Genomic DNA, 17,557 nt, shown 5'->3' on the forward strand with positions numbered 1-17,557 from the left:
ATTTGTTAAAGAGCGTTTGGCTAAGAGCGTTTCGCCTCAACCGAGGCGCGCATTCTACGCTTTCCTCATTTGCTGTCAAGCGTTTATTTTGAAGTTTTTTGCGAGAAACTCGTTTAGCTTCAAACACTTGACTCGCTGCGATCTCTCGTAGCGGGAGGCGAATAATACAGCGTTTTAAAACGCTGTCAACCACCTCTTTCAGCCCTTCCGATTGCTTTCTAAACACTCAACCTGTTGATTAACAAGGAGTTTTTCGTTTCGACTGCGTCGGAAGTGGGGCGCATTATAAGGGGATTCGAGAGGCCGTCAACCTTTTAATTCCAAGAAACTTCAATACCGCTTAAAAAGCCAAGCGGGGAGGCCTGACGGCCTCCCCGCTTAGCGCTCACCTTCCATCACCTCAAAGCACACCCGCATCACGCAATCGCTGGACCTCACCCGCATCCAATCCCAACAGCTGATGCAATACGGCCTCGGTGTGCTCACCCAACAGAGGCGGCGCATGGCGGTATTCCACTGGTGTCTGCGATAACCGAATGGGACTAGCCACCTGGGGCACCTTGCCTGCCAACGGGTGATCAAGACTCACTGACAACCCTCGAGCGACCACCTGCGGATCCTGGAACATCTGCGCCAGATCGTTGATCGGCCCACACGGCACGCCTGCTGCCTCCAGCTGACTGACCCACTCGGCCGTGGTCTTGAACACAGTAGCCTGACGGATCAATGGGATCAGCTCGGCCCGGTTGGCGACGCGCTGCTTATTCGTTGCGAAACGCGGATCGTCAGCCCACTGTGGCTGCCCAGCCACTTCCGCAAACTTGCGGAACTGCCCATCGTTGCCCACGGTAAGGATGAAATCGCCATCCGCGGTCGGGAAATCCTGATAAGGCACGATATTTGGGTGAGCGTTGCCCAACCGCTTTGGCGGGATGCCTGTCGTCAGGTAGTTCATCGCCTGGTTGGCCAGGCAGGCCACCTGCACATCCAGCAGCGCCATATCGATGTACTGCCCGGTACCGGACTGGTCGCGGTGGGCGAGGGCGGCGAGTATCGCCACAGTGGAGTACAACCCGGTCAATATGTCGGTCAGGGCCACACCCACCTTTACCGGACCCGCCCCCTCCTCACCCTCGGGTCGCCCGGTCAGGCTCATCAGCCCACCCAGCCCCTGGATCATGAAGTCATAGCCAGCACGCTTGGCATAAGGCCCTGTTTGGCCAAACCCGGTAATCGAACAATAGATGAGCGTCGGGTTCACCGCCTTGAGGCTTTGATAATCCAACCCATAAGCCGCTAGCCCGCCGACCTTGAAGTTCTCGATGACGATGTCCGACTTGGCCGCAAGCTCACGCACCAGGCGCTGCCCCTGGGGCTGCGTGAAGTCGATGGTCACCGATCTTTTGTTGCGGTTGGCCGAGAGGTAATAAGCCGCCTCGCTGGTGTTTTCACCTTGGACGTCCTTCAGGAAAGGAGGCCCCCAAGCCCTTGTATCGTCGCCGCTGCCTGGCCGCTCCACCTTGATCACATCAGCACCAAGGTCGGCCAGGATCTGGCCGGCCCAGGGCCCGGCCAACACACGCGAAAGGTCTAGCACCCGCAGATGTGAAAGCGCGCCCATGGGCTGGCTCCTCGATCAGTAGAAGGCCTGAATGCCGGTCTGCGCACGCCCGAGGATTAGCGCATGCACGTCATGCGTGCCCTCGTAGGTGTTGACGACCTCCAGATTCACCAGATGACGCGCAACCCCGAATTCGTCAGAGATGCCATTGCCACCCAACATGTCGCGCGCCATGCGCGCAATGTCCAGGGCCTTGCCACAGGAGTTGCGTTTCATGATCGAGGTAATCTCGACGGCGGCCGTGCCTTCGTCCTTCATACGACCCAGGCGCAAGCAACCCTGCAGCGCCAGCGTGATTTCTGTCTGCATGTCGGCCAGCTTCTTCTGGATCAACTGGTTGGCAGCCAGTGGGCGCCCGAACTGCTGACGATCCAGAGTGTACTGGCGCGCAGTGTGCCAACAGGCTTCAGCAGCCCCAAGGGCGCCCCAGGAGATGCCGTAGCGTGCCGAGTTCAAGCACGTGAACGGGCCTTTCAGGCCACGGACATCCGGGAAGATGTTTTCCTCAGGCACGAAGACGTTGTCCATCACGATCTCGCCGGTAATCGACGCACGCAGGCCAACCTTGCCATGAATCGCCGGGGCACTGAGGCCCTGCCAACCTTTCTCCAGGACGAAACCACGAATATCGCCCGCATCATCCTTGGCCCACACCACGAACACATCGGCGATCGGGCTGTTAGTGATCCACATCTTGCTACCCGTAAGGCGATAGCCGCCTTCAACCTTCTTGGCACGGGTAATCATCGAACCTGGGTCGGAACCATGGTTAGGCTCGGTCAACCCGAAGCAACCGACCCACTCACCGCTGGCCAGCTTGGGCAGGTACTTCTGCTTTTGTGCCTCGGTGCCGAACTCGTTGATCGGCACCATCACCAAGGACGACTGAACACTCATCATCGAACGATAGCCCGAGTCGATGCGTTCCACCTCGCGGGCGATCAGGCCATAGCACACATAATTGAGACCGCTGCCACCGTACTGCTCCGGGATGGTCGCACCCAGCAGGCCGACCTCGCCCATCTCGCGGAAAATCGCTGGGTCTGTCCGCTCATGCCGGAAGGCTTCCAACACACGGGGCGCCAACTTGTCCTGGGCGAACTGATAAGCGCTGTCACGCACCATGCGCTCTTCTTCAGTGAGCTGCTGATCGAGCAGCAGTGGGTCGATCCAGTTGAAGCTTGCTTTACCAGCCATGAGCGAGATCCTCGAAATAGGGGAGGTAGTTCTTGTGCCCTTGATCCTAGGCCTGATCTGCGCCCTCTACAAACGAGGATTGCGCACCATTAAGTGATAATTTGTCACTCCGTAGCCAGCAGACTCCTTATACCGCCTGCCGAACGAGTGAGGTTGACGTACATGCGCCGCAAGATACCCAGTACCGCCGCCCTGGTTTGCTTCGAGGCAGCAGCCCGCCACGAAAGCTTCACCAAGGCCGCACATGAACTTGCCCTGACACAAGGCGCCGTTTGTCGGCAAATAGGCGGCCTGGAGGCATTCCTGAACGTCGAGCTGTTCCGCCGCTCTCGACGCGGCGTAAAGCTAACCGAGGCAGGTTTGTCCTACAGTCGGCAAGTCGCCGCGCAGCTAGACGCGGTGGAACGCGATACCTTGTCGGTCATGCGCCAGCAGGGCGCGAACGTAATCGAATTGGCGGTGGTGCCAACTTTCGGCACACAGTGGTTGCTGCCCCGACTCAAGGACTTCCAGCAGCGCACCCCCGATGTCACCGTCAACCTGACCAACCGCACTCGGCCCTTCCTGTTCGCCGATACAGCCTTTGACGCCGCCATCTATTTTGGTGATGCCGATTGGCCTGGTACCCAGGCTCACCGCCTAATGGGCGAAAATCCAGTCCCTGTGTGCAGCCCAAACCTGCTGGGCGGGGAGGGCAGACTGGACGCGCGGCGCATCGCCGAGCTCCCTTTGCTGCAGCAGACCACCCGCCCCTATGCCTGGAGGCAGTGGTTCGGCAGCCTGGGCATTAATGTCGAAGGCGACATGACAGGCCCACGCTATGAACTATTCTCCATGCTTGCCCAAGCAGCCATGCATGAGATGGGGGTTGCGCTCATCCCTCCATTTTTGATTCAGCACGAGCTGGATGAGGGTAGGCTGGTGCAGGCCAATGGGCACGCACTGACGAGCGACAAGGCCTATTACCTCATGATCCCTGAACGCAAGGTCGAATCCGCTTCCCTGCGCGCATTCCGCGACTGGCTACTGCAACAGGCGCAACTGTTCACGGCAGCGCAGACGGGCAGAACGCCTTCCCGACCTTTGTAGTCAATTATTTTTAACACCTACAGATATAATTATTTGTCGCAAAACAGCAAACTGTTCAGGTGAACCGAAAAAGCTGCTGAAGCTGCCAAGGACGCGGCCTCCAGCAGTATTTGCGACATTTGCAGGCCTGTCAGCGAAATCTCTGCAAAAAATTTCAAAATTTCCCCTAATCTGCCAATTGCCCGTATTTGACGGGCTGCATCCCGCCCCTTGCGACATACGGTCACAGGGTGACTTGTAGTTTTAAGTTCGTATCGCTTCAGAACCGGTTGAAGGGCTCCGGGTTCGTCTGCAAAATGCTTCGCCCGCCCGTAAACAGGCGGCTCGGCGCTTATCGGCCACACCAGCGCACCACCCGTAGTGCGCTGGATTCACAAAGACAAAAGGTCACCGCAGGAGACAAAGTCGTGCACATTGGTGTTCCTCTCGAGACGCAGACCGGTGAGACAAGGGTCGCTGCGACCCCAGAAACCATCAAGAAACTGATTGGCCAAGGCCATCAGGTCACCGTCCAACGGGGGGCAGGGCTTAACGCCAGCATTCCGGACAGTGCCTATGAGGCCGTGGGAGCTTCCCTGGGAAGCGCTGCCGATGCCTACGGCGCCCAATTGGTCCTCAAGGTCGTTGCCCCCAACGACGAGGAGCTTGCGCAGATCAACAGTGGCAGCCTCCTGGTGGGCATGCTCAACCCCTTCAACAACGAGCTGATCGCCAAGATGGCCGAGCGCGGTATCACCGCCTTCGCCCTGGAAGCCGCACCTCGCACGTCACGGGCTCAAAGCCTCGACGTGCTGTCGTCGCAAGCCAACATCGCCGGTTACAAGGCCGTGCTGCTGGCAGCTCACCACTACCCGCGCTTCATGCCGATGCTCATGACTGCCGCCGGCACCGTGAAGGCCGCCCGTGTCCTGATTCTTGGCGCAGGCGTAGCTGGCCTTCAGGCCATCGCGACGGCCAAACGCCTGGGGGCAGTGATCGAGGCTTCGGACGTTCGCCCCGCGGTGAAGGAGCAGATCGAGTCGCTCGGCGCCAAGTTCATCGACGTGCCCTACGAAACCGATGAAGAGCGTGAGTGCGCCGAAGGGGTAGGCGGTTATGCGCGTCCGATGCCGGCCAGTTGGATGCAGCGCCAGGCTCAGGCCGTACACGAACGCGCCAAACAGGCCGACATCGTCATCACCACCGCACTGATCCCCGGCCGCAAGGCACCGACCCTGCTCAGCGCCGAAACCGTGGCGCAGATGAAGCCGGGCTCGGTGGTCATCGACCTGGCAGCCGCCCAAGGCGGCAACTGCCCGCTGACCGTTGCCGATCAAGTAGTGATGGAGAACGGTGTGACCATCGTTGGCCCCACCAACTTGCCCGCTCAAGTCGGTGCCGATGCCTCGGCGTTGTACGCACGCAACCTGCTGGACTTCATGAAGCTGCTGTTCGACAAGGACGGCGCGCTGGTCATCAACCTCGAAGACGACATCGTCGCGGCCTGCCTCATGTGCCGTGATGGCCAGGTCGTCCGCAAGAACGGCTAAGGAGCACGACAATGGAAGACATGCTGATTTCCCACGGCATCTACAACCTGATCATCTTCGTGCTGGCCATTTATGTGGGCTACCACGTGGTCTGGAACGTCACCCCGGCGCTGCACACACCGCTCATGGCGGTTACCAATGCCATCTCCGCCATTGTCATCGTCGGCGCCATGCTGGCCGCCGCACTGACCGTTACCCCGGCCGGCAAGCTGATGGGCACCCTGGCCGTGGCGTTGGCCGCGGTGAATGTGTTCGGTGGTTTTTTGGTCACCCGACGCATGCTTGAGATGTTCAAGAAGAAAACCAAGAACGAAGGGCAGAAGTAAGCATGAGCATGAATCTGGTAACGCTTCTCTACCTCGTCGCGTCGGTGTGCTTCATCCAGGCACTGAAGGGGCTTTCGCACCCGACCACATCGCGCCGCGGCAACGTGTTCGGCATGATCGGCATGGGCATCGCGATGCTCACCACCGTCGGCCTCATCTACAAGCTTGGTTCCGAACTGGCGACCGCAGGTATCGGCTATGTGATCCTGGGCCTGCTGATCGGTGGTACCGCCGGCTCGATCATGGCCAAGCGCGTTGAAATGACCAAAATGCCTGAACTGGTCGCCTTCATGCACAGCATGATCGGCCTGGCTGCCGTGTTCATCGCCATCGCCGCCGTGCTTGAACCTCAGTCGCTGGGTATCGTGGCCAGCATCAGCGACCCGATTCCAACCGGTAACCGGCTGGAGCTGTTCCTGGGTGCGGCTATCGGTGCGATCACCTTCTCCGGTTCGGTGATCGCCTTCGGCAAGCTGTCCGGCAAGTACAAGTTCCGTCTCTTCCAAGGAGCACCGGTACAGTTCGCGGGTCAGCACAAGCTGAACCTGATCCTGGGCCTGACCACGATCGTGCTGGGCCTGTTGTTCACCTTCACTGGCCATTACAGCGCCTTCACCCTGATGCTGGTCCTGGCCTTCATCATGGGTGTGCTGATCATTATCCCGATCGGTGGCGCCGACATGCCTGTGGTGGTGTCGATGCTCAACAGCTACTCGGGGTGGGCGGCGGCGGGCATCGGTTTCTCGCTGAACAACTCGATGCTGATCATCGCTGGCTCGCTGGTCGGTTCCAGCGGTGCGATTCTTTCGTACATCATGTGCAAGGCGATGAACCGATCGTTCTTCAACGTCATCCTCGGCGGCTTTGGCGGTGATGCCGATGCCGGCGCAGCGGCGGGTTCGAAAGAACAACGCCCGGTGAAGTCCGGCTCGGCCGACGATGCCACGTTCCTGCTGAGCAACGCCGACAGCGTGATCATCGTTCCGGGCTACGGCCTGGCCGTTGCGCGCGCCCAGCACGCGTTGAAGGAGTTGACCGAAAAACTGACCCACAACGGCGTGACCGTGAAGTATGCGATCCACCCGGTAGCGGGGCGCATGCCTGGACACATGAACGTGCTGCTGGCCGAGGCCGAAGTGCCGTACGACCAGGTGTTCGAGATGGAGGACATCAACGCCGAGTTCGGCCAGGCCGACGTGGTGTTGGTATTGGGTGCCAACGACGTGGTCAACCCGGCAGCGAAAAACGATCCTAAGTCGCCGATTGCCGGCATGCCAATCCTGGAAGCGTTCAAGGCCAAGACCATCATCGTCAACAAGCGCTCCATGGCCAGCGGCTATGCGGGCCTGGACAACGAACTGTTCTACTTGGACAAGACCATGATGGTGTTCGGTGACGCGAAGAAAGTCATCGAGGACATGGTCAAGGCAGTGGAGTGACGACACCCGCTTCAAACCCTGCGCTATAAAGGAAGCCCCGGTCAGAATCGACCGGGGCTTCCTCATTCATTGCTCCAGATCAACGGCTCTATTTCCTGGGTTCTCATACGACCATGGTCGTGGGACGGCGACGGGCGAAATCTCTAGACTGCGCTGCAGTAGCCTCAGTAGCCCGAGATAACAATCCATGTACCGTGATCGTATCCGCTTGTCCTCCCTGCACAGCAAGGTAATGAGTGCGGCTGATGCCGCTGGTCTGATCGAGGACGGCATGACCGTCGGCATGAGCGGTTTCACCCGCGCCGGCGAAGCCAAGGCCGTACCCCATGCACTGGCCGAGCGCGCCAAGCAGTCGCCGCTGCAAATCAGCCTGATGACTGGCGCCAGCCTGGGCAACGACCTGGACAAGCAACTGACCGAAGCCGGAGTCTTGGCTCGTCGCATGCCCTTCCAGGTTGACAGCACCCTGCGCAAGGCCATCAACGATGGCAAGGTGATGTTCATCGACCAGCACCTTTCGGAAACGGTCGAACAGCTGCGCAACAAGCAGCTGAAACTGCCTGACATCGCTGTCATCGAAGCGGTGGCGATCACCGAAGAGGGCCACATCGTGCCGACCACTTCGGTGGGCAACTCGGCGAGCTTCGCGATCTTCGCCAAGCAAGTGATCGTCGAGATCAACCTGTCGCACAATGCCAATCTCGAAGGCCTGCACGACATCTATATCCCGACCTACCGTCCGACCCGCACGCCCATTCCGTTGGTCAAGGTCGACGACCGTATCGGCAGCACCGCCATCCCGATCGACCCAGCCAAGATCGTCGGTATCGTCATCAGCGACCTGCCGGACTCGCCGTCGACTGTTCTGCCGCCGGACGACGAAACCCAGGCCATCGCCGACCACCTGATCGACTTCCTCAAGGGCGAAGTCGAGGCCGGTCGCATGACCAACAAGCTCGGCCCGCTGCAAGCCGGTATCGGCAGCATCGCCAACGCGGTGATGTGCGGCCTGATCGAGTCGCCGTTCGAAGACCTGACGATGTACTCCGAAGTACTGCAGGACTCGACCTTCGACCTGATCGACGCCGGCAAGCTGAGTTTCGCCTCGGGCAGCTCGATCACCCTGTCGACCCGTCGCAATGCCGACGTCTTCGGCAACCTCGAGCGTTACAAGGACAAGCTGGTCCTGCGCCCGCAGGAAATCTCCAACCACCCGGAAGTCGTGCGTCGCCTGGGCATCATCGGCATCAACACCGCCCTGGAGTTCGACATCTACGGCAACGTGAACTCCACCCACGTGTGCGGCACCAAGATGATGAACGGCATTGGCGGTTCCGGCGATTTCGCCCGTAACGCGCACCTTGCCGTATTCGTGACCAAGTCGATCGCCAAAGGCGGTGCCATTTCCAGCGTCGTTCCTATGGTCAGCCACGTCGACCACACCGAGCACGATGTCGACATTCTGGTCACCGAGCAAGGCCTGGCAGACTTGCGCGGCCTGGCGCCACGTGAGCGGGCCCGTGCGATCATCGACAACTGTGTCCACCCGGACTACCGCGCCGCGCTGAACGATTACTTCGAGCGCGCCTGCCAACGTGGCGGCCACACCCCGCACATCCTGCGTGAGGCGCTGAGCTGGCACGAAAACCTGGAAGAAACCGGTCGCATGCTGGCCAGCTGATCCAGCCGCTTCACTGTTACACCCCTATCGCCGGCAAGCCGGCTCCTACTGGATGTACACCATCCCTGTAGGGGCCGGCTTGCCGGCGATAGCGCCAGTAGAGTCAAACCACTCGCCCGGACAGACCACTTCAGTCTCACGAAAAAACTGTACTACTGTACCGTTAATCGCGACCTTCCCGACGCATAAAACCCATCTCATTATTCAAATTCGCACCATATCAGTGCGGACCAGTACAGTTGCGCCAGTTTCGAGTGCAACAGTAGGGTTAAACAGTTAACTGGACCATCGCATTACCATTGAACTGTATCTACTGTTATGGACGACAGGAGAGGATCATTGGCATCAGTTAAATCACTACCTAATGCCGCCATAAGCGGAAGGATGTCACATCATGGAACGTACCCTCAGTTCCGGTCTGGTTTTTGAAAACAACGCCCAGCAATCTAACGCTTCGCTGCCGCTGCGCGCGCTCTCCACCCTGCTGCTCTGGCAGCGTCGCATGGCCAGCCGCCGTCAACTGGCTCGCCTGGACGCCCGCCTGCTGGCCGACGCCGGTATCAGCGAGTCGCAGCGTTACGAAGAGCTGAGCAAGCCGTTCTGGCGCTAAGCACCGGTTCGCCGGCTACGGCCGGCACCGCGATTTCCCTAACCCGTTGCAGGAAACTGCAGCGGGTTTTTTATTTAGGCCCCGAGCTAGAGCACCCCTAACTCGAAACAGGTACAGTTTCTGTAATTCAGAAAACAACCATAACAGTTAAGCTGCGCAGTGCTCATTAACATCCAGAAACATCGGCGCGTGATACGCTTGCTTCAGCACTCTGGTAGAACATCTTGTTGTAACGTACCGCCAATAGCCGTGTAAGCGTCCGATAAGCAGTACCACTGCCCCTAGTCCAGGAGTCCACGATCATGTCCCGCAACCACCTGATTGGTGCCGCACTGCTGCTGAGCCTCGTCGGCACTGCCAACGCCACCAGCTTCGTCGTTACCACCGATGCTGTCGTTGGCGCAGTCGCCGCCTCGACCGACGCCACGTCCGATGTCTCGTCCTCGTTCAAAGATGACAAGATCGTTCAGGCCGCCCGTGACGATGCCGCCAGCTTCGTCGGTAGCCAGGGCGCCATCCGCGGCGCCAAGCTGGAAAGCGCCTTCGTGCACATTCGCTCGCAGATGCCCGCCCTGCAGGCCAGTGACGCTCAACTTGCCCAGGCCATCCTCGCGCTTTGACTCGTAACGGCTAAAACGGATGCGCTGGCTCTGGCCGGCCCATCCGGGGTAGCCTTCGCTGTCCACGTTCCAAGCCTTTAGAATACCCATGCGTTATCTGTTGCCCTTGCTGTTCGCCGTTGTCGGGATGGCGCAAGCCCATGCCATGGACACCACCACACAGAGCCTGGTCATCACTGGCTATGTCACCAGTCAGGTCACCACCGCCCCGTTCGACCGCAAGCTGGTCCGGCAAGCCCGGGACGATGCTGCGGCCTTCGTGGCCAGCGACGGCATGATTCGCGGTGCCCGCCTTGAAGCCGCCCTCGGCGCTTTGCGGCACAGTGGTGCCCGGCACTCTGTCGGCGACCTTGAACTGGCAGAAGCAATTCTCGTCCAATAACTACACCTGACTCCTTGTATGTTCCGGAGATGTTCCATGCGTAAATCGCTGATCGCCGCCACCCTCGGCATGCTCGTGCTGGCCGACCTGGCTCAGGCGCAAACCCTGGTGGCCACCAGCAACATCATCGTGCGTGCCTTTGGCCGTTCGATCGACTTCACCTCTGACACCACCACCTCGATCCGCGACTCGAAAGTGGTACGTGAAGCGCACGACGATGCTGCCAGCTTTGTCGCCAGCAACGGTGATATCCGTGGCGCCCAGCTCGAGGCTGCCTTCAACACCCTGCGCGAACGCGTTCCCGAAGCGCGTGGCGCCAGTGACCAGGTACTGGCAGAAGCCATCCTCGCGCTGTGAAATCCTTGCGTGCCTGGCTGCTCGGCGGTGTGCTGACACTGCTCGGCACGCCCGCCCTGGCCGACCTGCAGCTCGAGCTGCAGGCTTCCGGCCTCACTTCCCCAGAACAGCAAGCCACCCAAGCCCTGCTTGACGAAGCACTGGGCAAGTTGCCGCCGCGCTTCAAACAGCAGTTGGACCGCCGCATCCTGGTCAGCTGGAGCAATGCGATGCCCGCTGACGCTTATGGACAGGCATCTCTGGTTTCCACGCTGGCGCTCAACAGCCGGCTACTGCCGGGACTGGTCGATGGCAGCGCCGCGCGCGAACGCACCAACCGCCCGCACGGCACGGTTCGCCAGGAACTTCTGGCCACCGTTCTGCACGAACTGACCCATATCTACGACCGAGCCCGCCTCTGGTCCAGTGCCGATCGTTCTTTGATTGCCCAATGCAAGCGCCAGCAGGGCACCCTGGGCAAAGTCGGCTTGCCAGAACCATGCCGTGGCCAGGCCGAACGCCGCTTCACCCTGAGTGACGACCCACGTCTGCTGGACCTTGCCGGCTGGCCGCAGTACGTGGGGCGCCGTGGAGAACGCGAACAGCACAACGGCCAGGGCGTTCGCAGCCCTGACACGTATGAACTGAGCAGCCCGAAGGAATTCATCGCGGTCAATATGGAGTACTTCCTGCTTGACCCAAGCTACGGTTGCCGCCGCCCAGCGCTCAACCAGTATCTGCGAGACCACTTTGGCTGGGCGCCGCCGCAGGACACCTGTGCCAAGGGCCTGCCGTTCCTCAACGCAGGCAGCGACTTCGCCCGCCAACCGCTGGGCGAAATCGACCCGCAACGGGTCTACGAAGTCGACTACCTGCTGGCCGAAGCCAATCAGAACTGGGTCAGCCGCTGGGGCCACAGCATGTTGCGCCTGGTGATCTGCGCCCCAGGGCGCCCACGCGGCCCAGACTGTCGGCTGGACCTTGACCAGCATCTGGTACTGTCGTATCGCGCGTTCGTCAACGACGTACAACTGTCCAGCTGGGACGGCCTGGTCGGGGCGTATCCATCACGGCTGTTCGTCCTACCGCTGGGTCAGGTGATCGACGAATACACCAAGACCGAACTGCGCAGCCTGGCCTCCGTTCCCCTCAAGCTCAGCCGCCCAGAGATCGAAAACCTGGTCCGCCAAGCGGCAGAGATGCACTGGAGCTATGACGGCAACTACTACTTCCTGTCCAACAATTGCGCAGTGGAATCGCTCAAGCTGCTGCGCAGCGGCACGGCCAATCCACGCTTGAACGACCTGGACAACATCATGCCCAACGGCCTGCTGGAAGTGCTCAAAGGGCGAGGGCTGGCCGATACCAGCGTGCTCGACGACCCGCGCGAGGCGCTGCGCCTGGGTTATCGCTTCGACTCCTACCGCGATCGCTACCAGGCCATGTTCGAGGTGTTGAAGAAGCAGTTGCCGATCAAGCAGGACAAGGTCGAGGACTGGCTAGCCCTGGATGCCGATCAGCGTCGCGGCTGGTTCCAGCAGGCCGATCTGCGAACCAGTGCGGCTTTGCTACTGCTCGAACAAGCCAGTCTGCGTCGCCAACTTCTGCTGGCTCAGGATGAGGTCAAGCAACGCTATCTCAATGCCAGTGCGCTCAAGGATGGCAGCATCGACAAGGCCAACAAGGCCCTGCAGCAGATGCTGGCCAACAGTGGCTTCCTCAGCCGGCCAGCAGAATTGCTCGACGCCAGGGGCTACGGCCTGCCGCAGCCGGAAGAGCGCCAGCACCTGGAAAAGGTCAGCAGTGAGCGGCAGGCCCAACTACTGCGCCTGAGCACCGACCTGGACAAAGAGGTGAGGGCGTTGCTGAAGACGTCGCGGGCCAGGGAAATTGCCGCTGTCGAGGCCAATGTGAAGCAGGTTGGCGAGCACCTGCGGGCGCTGCACAAGGCCGCGGGTGGGTTGCAGTTACCGTAGTGCCTGCAGCGGCCTCATCGCCGGCTAGTCGGCTCCTACAGGTATCTCTCTTCGACCTCCCCAGGCAAATCCTCATCCAGGTGCAGCCACGGCAAGCGGCTTGCAATCCAGATATGCCGGTTGGCCCGGACGCGCTCCGGGTAGTCTAGCGTGCCCACTGTCACATCGATGCTTTGCGGACTGTGCGTGGTCTCCAACGCCACGTGCGCGCCGCAGTGGCCACAGAAGTACCGGCTACAACTGGTCGGCGCGACATAACGGTTGGGCGTGCCGGCCAGCCAGGTGAAACCGTCGCGGGGCAGGGTGAGCCAAGTCACCAGCAACCCGCCTGTGACCCTCCGGCAGATCGAGCAATGGCAATGGGCGATATCCGTCAGATCGCCCTCCAGCCGGTAGCGCAGGGCGCCGCAATGGCAACCTCCTTCGAGTGATTCCGTCATGACCTACCTCCTGTCGCCTTCATCGAGGCGAAAGCTGGCTGAAAGCTTGCGCCAATAGGATAGCCCCACCACCGGCAGCAGACCGGTCAGCCAGGGCATTCGGAAACGTCCATGCCCGGCCCAATCAACAACAACAATGGTGATTCTGATGTTTTCCTGTGCCCGCCCGTTCGTAGTCCCACTTCGCTTACTCCCCGCGCAGCGCATCACGCGCTGATCAGCCCGAATCGACTGTCCTTTCGCCGCGCCACGCCTGGAGTACCGCCATGCTGACCTTCCTCGGCTTTGCCATGGTCATCACCTTCATGTACCTGATCATGACCAAGCGCCTGTCGGCCTTGATCGCACTGATCCTGGTACCGATCCTGTTCGCCGTGTTCGGGGGCTTTTCCGCCAAGATCGGCCCCATGATGCTCGAGGGCATCAGCAAGCTTGCGCCGACTGGCGTGATGCTGATGTTCGCCATCCTCTACTTCGCCCTGATGATCGATTCCGGCCTGTTCGACCCGGCCGTGCGCAAGATCCTCAAACTGGTCAAGGGCGACCCGCTGAAAGTTTCTGTCGGCACTGCCGCCCTGGCCCTGGTGGTCTCGCTCGACGGGGACGGCGCCACGACCTACATGATCTGCTGCGCCGCGATGCTACCGCTGTACAGCCGCCTGGGCATGAGCCCGCGGATCATGGCCGGCCTGATCATCCTGGCCGGTGGGGTCATGAACATGACCCCATGGGGCGGCCCGACCGCTCGCGCCGCCAGCGCCCTGCATGTGGACCCATCCGACATCTTCGTGCCGATGATTCCGGCCATGGTCTTCGGCGTGCTGGCGATTCTTGCCATCGCCTATCTGTACGGCAAGCGCGAGCGTGCCCGCCTGGGCGAACTGCACCTGCCGACCGACGATATCGACCACAGCGAAATCAGCGTCTCGCAGTTCCCCGAAGCTCGTCGTCCGAAGCTGATCTGGTTCAACGGTGCCCTGACCGCCGCACTGATGGTGGCCCTGATCGCAGGCGTGTTGCCGCTGCCCGTGCTGTTCATGATCGCCTTCAGCATCGCCATGATCGTCAACTACCCGTGCCTGCAGCAGCAAAAAGACCGTATCGCCGCCCATGCTGGCAGCGTGTTGGCAGTCACCGGGCTGATCTTCGCCGCCGGCATCTTCACTGGCATTCTCTCGGGTACCGGCATGGTCGAGGCGATGTCCAAGAGCCTGCTCGCTGTCATTCCAGAGGCATTGGGGCCGTACCTGGCAGTGATCACCGCGATCGTGAGCATGCCGTTCACCTTCTTCATGTCCAACGACGCCTTCTACTACGGCGTACTGCCGGTGCTCTCGGAAGCCGCCAGCCATTACGGCATCAGCCCGGTGGAAATGGCCCGTGCGTCGATCGTCGGACAGCCGGTACACCTGCTGAGCCCCTTGGTACCCTCTACCTACCTGCTGGTGGCCCTGGCCGGTATCGAGTTCGGTGACCATCAGCGCTTCACCCTCAAGTGGGCAGTGCTGGTCTGCCTGTGCATAATGCTCGCCGCGCTGTTGATGGGCATTTTCCCGCTGTTCAGCAGTCTGTAAACGCATCACCCAACCGCGCTGCGTGCTTCACTGTGCGCAGCGCCTTTATCGTTTGAAGGAATACACATGGAATGGCTGACCAGCCCGGAAATCTGGGTTGCCTTTTTCACCCTCACCGCGCTTGAGATCGTTCTAGGTATCGACAACATCATCATGATTTCGATCCTGGTCAGCCGCATGCCCAAGCACATGCAGCCGCGCACCCGGATCTTCGGCCTGGCCCTGGCCATGGTCACGCGCATCATGCTGCTGCTGTCCATCACCTGGGTCATGCGCCTGACGGCCGACCTGTTCGTGATCTTCGGCCAGGGTATTTCCGGCCGCGACCTGATCCTGTTCTTCGGTGGCCTGTTCCTGCTGTGGAAAAGCTCCCAGGAGATCTACCACGGCCTGGAAGGTGAGGACGAAAACCAAGAAGAACCCAAAGGCGCAGGCGGCAAGTTCTTCTACACCATCATCCAGATCGCCATCATCGACATCGTGTTCTCCCTGGACTCGGTCATCACTGCCGTTGGGATGGTGTCGCATGTGCCGGTCATGATCGCCGCCATCATCGTGGCTGTACTGGTGATGATGCTGTGCGCAGGTGCCATCAGCAATTTCATCGACAAACACCCGTCGCTGAAGATGCTCGCGCTGTCATTCCTGATCGTGGTGGGCACGGTGCTGATCGCCGAGTCGTTCGACGTGCATGTGCCCAAGGGCTACGTCTACTTCGCCATGGCCTTCTCCCTGGCGGTGGAAGCCATCAACATCCGCATGCGTACCGCCATGGCGCGCAAGCAGGGCAAAGAGCATGAGCCGGTGAAACTGCGCAAGGACATTCCAGGTCAATAAGACTGGAGCGTGCGACATTAAAAGCCCTTCGGGGCTTTTTTTGTTCGTGTGACCTGCACTGTCGCCGGACGATCATCAAATGTTTCAAATATGTTCCAGCCATGCCAAGCTGGCGCCACGTCCGCAAAACAACTAAAGCTTGAGTGAGCACTGAAAAGAAGCCCACCCCCGGGCCAGGCTCACCGCTTCACCCATTGGCCCTGACACTGGGGCATAGAAGGAAGGGGGGCTACACATGCTGACCCTGCTCAACCTGCTCTCCGCCGTGGCATTGCTGGTATGGGGCACACACATCGTCCGTACTGGGATCCTGCGCGTGTTCGGCTCCAACCTGCGCCGCGTACTGAGCCAGAACATGAACCGCCGCCCGATGGCCTTCATCGCCGGGATTCTGGTTACAGCCATGGTGCAAAGCAGCAACGCCACCGCCATGCTGGTGACGTCGTTCGTCAGCCAAGGCTTGATGGCGATGACCCCCGCGCTGGCGATCATGCTGGGGGCCGACGTCGGCACTGCGTTGATGGCCAGGGTCCTGACCTTCGACCTGTCGTGGCTGTCGCCGCTGCTGGTGTTCATCGGCGTCATCTTCTTCCTGTCACGCAAACAGACGCGTCTGGGCCAGTTGGGCCGGGTAGCGATCGGCCTGGGTCTGATCATCCTGGCCCTCGAACTGATCGTACAGGCCGCGGCGCCCATTACCCACGCGCAGGGCGTAAAAGTGCTGTTCGCCTCGCTCACTGGCGACATTCTGCTCGACGCCCTGGTTGGCGCGCTGTTCGCCATGATCACCTATTCCAGCCTGGCCGCCGTGCTGCTTACCGCCACTCTGGCGGGCGCCGAATTGATCAGCCTGCCCGTGGCCATCGGCCTGGTGGTGGGCGCGAACATCGGCAGTGGCCTGTTGGCCTTCATCAGCACCAGCATGCAGAACGCCTCCGGCCGCCGAGTGGCATTGGGCAGCCTGCTGTACAAGCTGATCGGCCTGCTGCTGATCATTCCCGTGCTGCATCCACTGGTGAACTGGATGGATAGCCTGAGTTTCAGCCCGCAAGAGCTGGTCATCGGCTTCCACCTGCTCTACAACACGCTGCGCTGCCTGATCATGCTGCCCACCGTCAAACCCATGGGTCGGCTGTGCAATAGCCTGCTGCCCGAGCGTGAAAACGGAAACGGCCAGATTCGCCCCCGTCACCTCGACCCTGCCGCCTTGAGCACGCCCAGCCTGGCCCTGGCCAACGCCGCCCGGGAAACCCTGCGCCTGGGCGACATCGTCGACAACATGCTCGAAGCGATGCTTGGCGCCTTGCGCGGCACCCAGACCGCCTTGCCTCAGCAGGTCCGGGCCTTGGGCGAGGATGGCGAGGCCCTGTACAGCGCGATCAAGCTGTACCTGGCACAAATGACTCGCGAAGACTTGAGCGACCAAGACAATCGCCGCTGGGCCGAGATCATCGAACTGGCCATCAACCTGAAGCTGGCCTGCGACCTGATCGAGCGCATGCTGCGCAAAGTCCAGCAGCAGAAAACCAGCCAGCGCCGGGAGTTTTCCCAAGTCGGCCTAGAGGAACTGACCGGTTTGCAGGAGCAGTTGCTGGCCAACCTGCGACTTGGCCTGTCGGTATTTCTCAGCGCCGACCCTCAGAGCGCCCACTTGCTGCTCCGGGAAAAACGTCGCTTCCGAGCTCAGGAGCGGCGCCTGGCTCATGCCCATGTCAGCCGACTGCAACGCAAGGTGGTACAAAGTATCGAAACCAGTTCGCTACACTTGGAGCTGATCGCTGACATGAAGCGGTTGAACTCTTTGTTCTGCAGCAGTGCCTACGTTGTACTGGGCGGTTCCGATACTGGCGGGCTGATGCTCGACACTGTACCGGACGAAGCCCGCTTGCCCTGATCTCGC

General features: G+C 60.5%; 16 protein-coding genes. 13 read left to right on the forward strand and 3 right to left on the reverse strand.

Translation table 11 applies throughout. From position 1 onward, the window contains the following. Positions 1-400 precede the first annotated feature (400 nt). The gene (locus H620_RS0101510; protein ID WP_023378069.1) at positions 401-1,621 is read right to left on the reverse strand and encodes a CaiB/BaiF CoA transferase family protein; all 1,221 of its coding nucleotides are present in this window, start codon (positions 1,619-1,621) and stop codon (positions 401-403) included. A gap of 15 nt (positions 1,622-1,636) precedes the next feature. Further along, the gene (locus tag H620_RS0101515) at positions 1,637-2,818 is read right to left on the reverse strand and encodes an acyl-CoA dehydrogenase (protein WP_023378068.1); all 1,182 of its coding nucleotides are present in this window, start codon (positions 2,816-2,818) and stop codon (positions 1,637-1,639) included. Between the two features lie 162 nt (positions 2,819-2,980). Between H620_RS0101515 and H620_RS0101520 the strand changes: the two genes are divergently transcribed. The 10 genes from H620_RS0101520 (at position 2,981) to H620_RS0101565 (ending at position 12,806) form a co-directional block, all read left to right on the forward strand. Then, on the forward strand, positions 2,981-3,907 hold the full coding sequence (locus H620_RS0101520) for a LysR family transcriptional regulator (protein WP_023378066.1): 927 nt from the start codon (positions 2,981-2,983) through the stop codon (positions 3,905-3,907). Positions 3,908-4,314: 407 nt separating this feature from the next. Next, entirely contained in the window at positions 4,315-5,436 is a 1,122-nt protein-coding gene (locus tag H620_RS0101525; protein ID WP_023378065.1) for a Re/Si-specific NAD(P)(+) transhydrogenase subunit alpha, read from the forward strand. A gap of 11 nt (positions 5,437-5,447) precedes the next feature. Continuing rightward, complete coding sequence (locus H620_RS0101530; RefSeq protein ID WP_023378063.1) at positions 5,448-5,762, forward strand: NAD(P) transhydrogenase subunit alpha part 2; 315 nt, start codon at positions 5,448-5,450, stop codon at positions 5,760-5,762. Between the two features lie 2 nt (positions 5,763-5,764). Further along, entirely contained in the window at positions 5,765-7,201 is a 1,437-nt protein-coding gene (locus H620_RS0101535; RefSeq protein ID WP_023378059.1) for an NAD(P)(+) transhydrogenase (Re/Si-specific) subunit beta, read from the forward strand. 187 nt (positions 7,202-7,388) lie between these two features. Then, positions 7,389-8,882, forward strand: a complete 1,494-nt coding sequence (locus tag H620_RS0101540; RefSeq protein ID WP_023378058.1) for a succinyl-CoA:acetate CoA-transferase ScpC — start codon at positions 7,389-7,391, stop codon at positions 8,880-8,882. A 394-nt stretch (positions 8,883-9,276) separates the two neighbouring features. Next, positions 9,277-9,492: a DUF1127 domain-containing protein gene (locus H620_RS0101545; RefSeq protein WP_023378057.1), complete on the forward strand. Its 216-nt coding sequence runs from the start codon at positions 9,277-9,279 to the stop codon at positions 9,490-9,492. Between the two features lie 302 nt (positions 9,493-9,794). After that, positions 9,795-10,112 (forward strand): DUF2388 domain-containing protein, encoded by a 318-nt coding sequence (locus H620_RS0101550; RefSeq protein ID WP_023378056.1) that lies wholly within the window; start codon positions 9,795-9,797, stop codon positions 10,110-10,112. An 88-nt stretch (positions 10,113-10,200) separates the two neighbouring features. Beyond that, complete coding sequence (locus H620_RS0101555; RefSeq protein ID WP_023378055.1) at positions 10,201-10,494, forward strand: DUF2388 domain-containing protein; 294 nt, start codon at positions 10,201-10,203, stop codon at positions 10,492-10,494. 36 nt (positions 10,495-10,530) lie between these two features. Next, positions 10,531-10,851 carry a DUF2388 domain-containing protein gene (locus H620_RS0101560; RefSeq protein WP_027906620.1) on the forward strand — a complete coding sequence of 107 codons (321 nt, stop codon included), beginning with the start codon at positions 10,531-10,533 and terminating at the stop codon, positions 10,849-10,851. Beyond that, complete coding sequence (locus tag H620_RS0101565; protein ID WP_027906621.1) at positions 10,848-12,806, forward strand: DUF7844 domain-containing protein; 1,959 nt, start codon at positions 10,848-10,850, stop codon at positions 12,804-12,806. Before H620_RS0101560 ends, H620_RS0101565 begins: the two co-directional genes overlap by 4 nt. Positions 12,807-12,841: 35 nt before the next feature. Here H620_RS0101565 and H620_RS0101570 read toward each other — a convergent pair whose 3' ends face one another. Next, a complete protein-coding gene (locus H620_RS0101570; RefSeq protein WP_023378052.1) occupies positions 12,842-13,246 on the reverse strand; it encodes a GFA family protein in 405 nt (134 codons plus the stop codon). 266 nt (positions 13,247-13,512) lie between these two features. Between H620_RS0101570 and H620_RS0101575 the strand changes: the two genes are divergently transcribed. The 3 genes from H620_RS0101575 (at position 13,513) to H620_RS0101585 (ending at position 17,551) form a co-directional block, all read left to right on the forward strand. Further along, the gene (locus H620_RS0101575; protein ID WP_023378051.1) at positions 13,513-14,820 is read left to right on the forward strand and encodes a CitMHS family transporter; all 1,308 of its coding nucleotides are present in this window, start codon (positions 13,513-13,515) and stop codon (positions 14,818-14,820) included. 66 nt (positions 14,821-14,886) lie between these two features. Beyond that, a complete protein-coding gene (locus H620_RS0101580; RefSeq protein ID WP_023378050.1) occupies positions 14,887-15,657 on the forward strand; it encodes a TerC family protein in 771 nt (256 codons plus the stop codon). A gap of 235 nt (positions 15,658-15,892) precedes the next feature. Further along, the gene (locus tag H620_RS0101585; RefSeq protein WP_023378048.1) at positions 15,893-17,551 is read left to right on the forward strand and encodes a Na/Pi cotransporter family protein; all 1,659 of its coding nucleotides are present in this window, start codon (positions 15,893-15,895) and stop codon (positions 17,549-17,551) included. Positions 17,552-17,557 lie beyond the last annotated feature (6 nt).

The organism is Pseudomonas taiwanensis DSM 21245 (assembly GCF_000425785.1).
GTDB lineage: Bacteria > Pseudomonadota > Gammaproteobacteria > Pseudomonadales > Pseudomonadaceae > Aquipseudomonas > Aquipseudomonas taiwanensis.

What these genes read in the sequence shown, in the direction of transcription:
- H620_RS0101510 (WP_023378069.1), bottom strand. Translation starts at nt 1,621, where the DNA reads ATGGGCGCGCTTTCACATCTGCGGGTGCTAGACCTTTCGCGTGTGTTG.
- H620_RS0101515 (WP_023378068.1), bottom strand. Translation starts at nt 2,818, where the DNA reads ATGGCTGGTAAAGCAAGCTTCAACTGGATCGACCCACTGCTGCTCGAT.
- H620_RS0101520 (WP_023378066.1), top strand. Translation starts at nt 2,981, where the DNA reads ATGCGCCGCAAGATACCCAGTACCGCCGCCCTGGTTTGCTTCGAGGCA.
- H620_RS0101530 (WP_023378063.1), top strand. Translation starts at nt 5,448, where the DNA reads ATGGAAGACATGCTGATTTCCCACGGCATCTACAACCTGATCATCTTC.
- H620_RS0101535 (WP_023378059.1), top strand. Translation starts at nt 5,765, where the DNA reads ATGAGCATGAATCTGGTAACGCTTCTCTACCTCGTCGCGTCGGTGTGC.
- H620_RS0101540 (WP_023378058.1), top strand. Translation starts at nt 7,389, where the DNA reads ATGTACCGTGATCGTATCCGCTTGTCCTCCCTGCACAGCAAGGTAATG.
- H620_RS0101545 (WP_023378057.1), top strand. Translation starts at nt 9,277, where the DNA reads ATGGAACGTACCCTCAGTTCCGGTCTGGTTTTTGAAAACAACGCCCAG.
- H620_RS0101550 (WP_023378056.1), top strand. Translation starts at nt 9,795, where the DNA reads ATGTCCCGCAACCACCTGATTGGTGCCGCACTGCTGCTGAGCCTCGTC.
- H620_RS0101555 (WP_023378055.1), top strand. Translation starts at nt 10,201, where the DNA reads ATGCGTTATCTGTTGCCCTTGCTGTTCGCCGTTGTCGGGATGGCGCAA.
- H620_RS0101560 (WP_027906620.1), top strand. Translation starts at nt 10,531, where the DNA reads ATGCGTAAATCGCTGATCGCCGCCACCCTCGGCATGCTCGTGCTGGCC.
- H620_RS0101570 (WP_023378052.1), bottom strand. Translation starts at nt 13,246, where the DNA reads ATGACGGAATCACTCGAAGGAGGTTGCCATTGCGGCGCCCTGCGCTAC.
- H620_RS0101575 (WP_023378051.1), top strand. Translation starts at nt 13,513, where the DNA reads ATGCTGACCTTCCTCGGCTTTGCCATGGTCATCACCTTCATGTACCTG.
- H620_RS0101580 (WP_023378050.1), top strand. Translation starts at nt 14,887, where the DNA reads ATGGAATGGCTGACCAGCCCGGAAATCTGGGTTGCCTTTTTCACCCTC.
- H620_RS0101585 (WP_023378048.1), top strand. Translation starts at nt 15,893, where the DNA reads ATGCTGACCCTGCTCAACCTGCTCTCCGCCGTGGCATTGCTGGTATGG.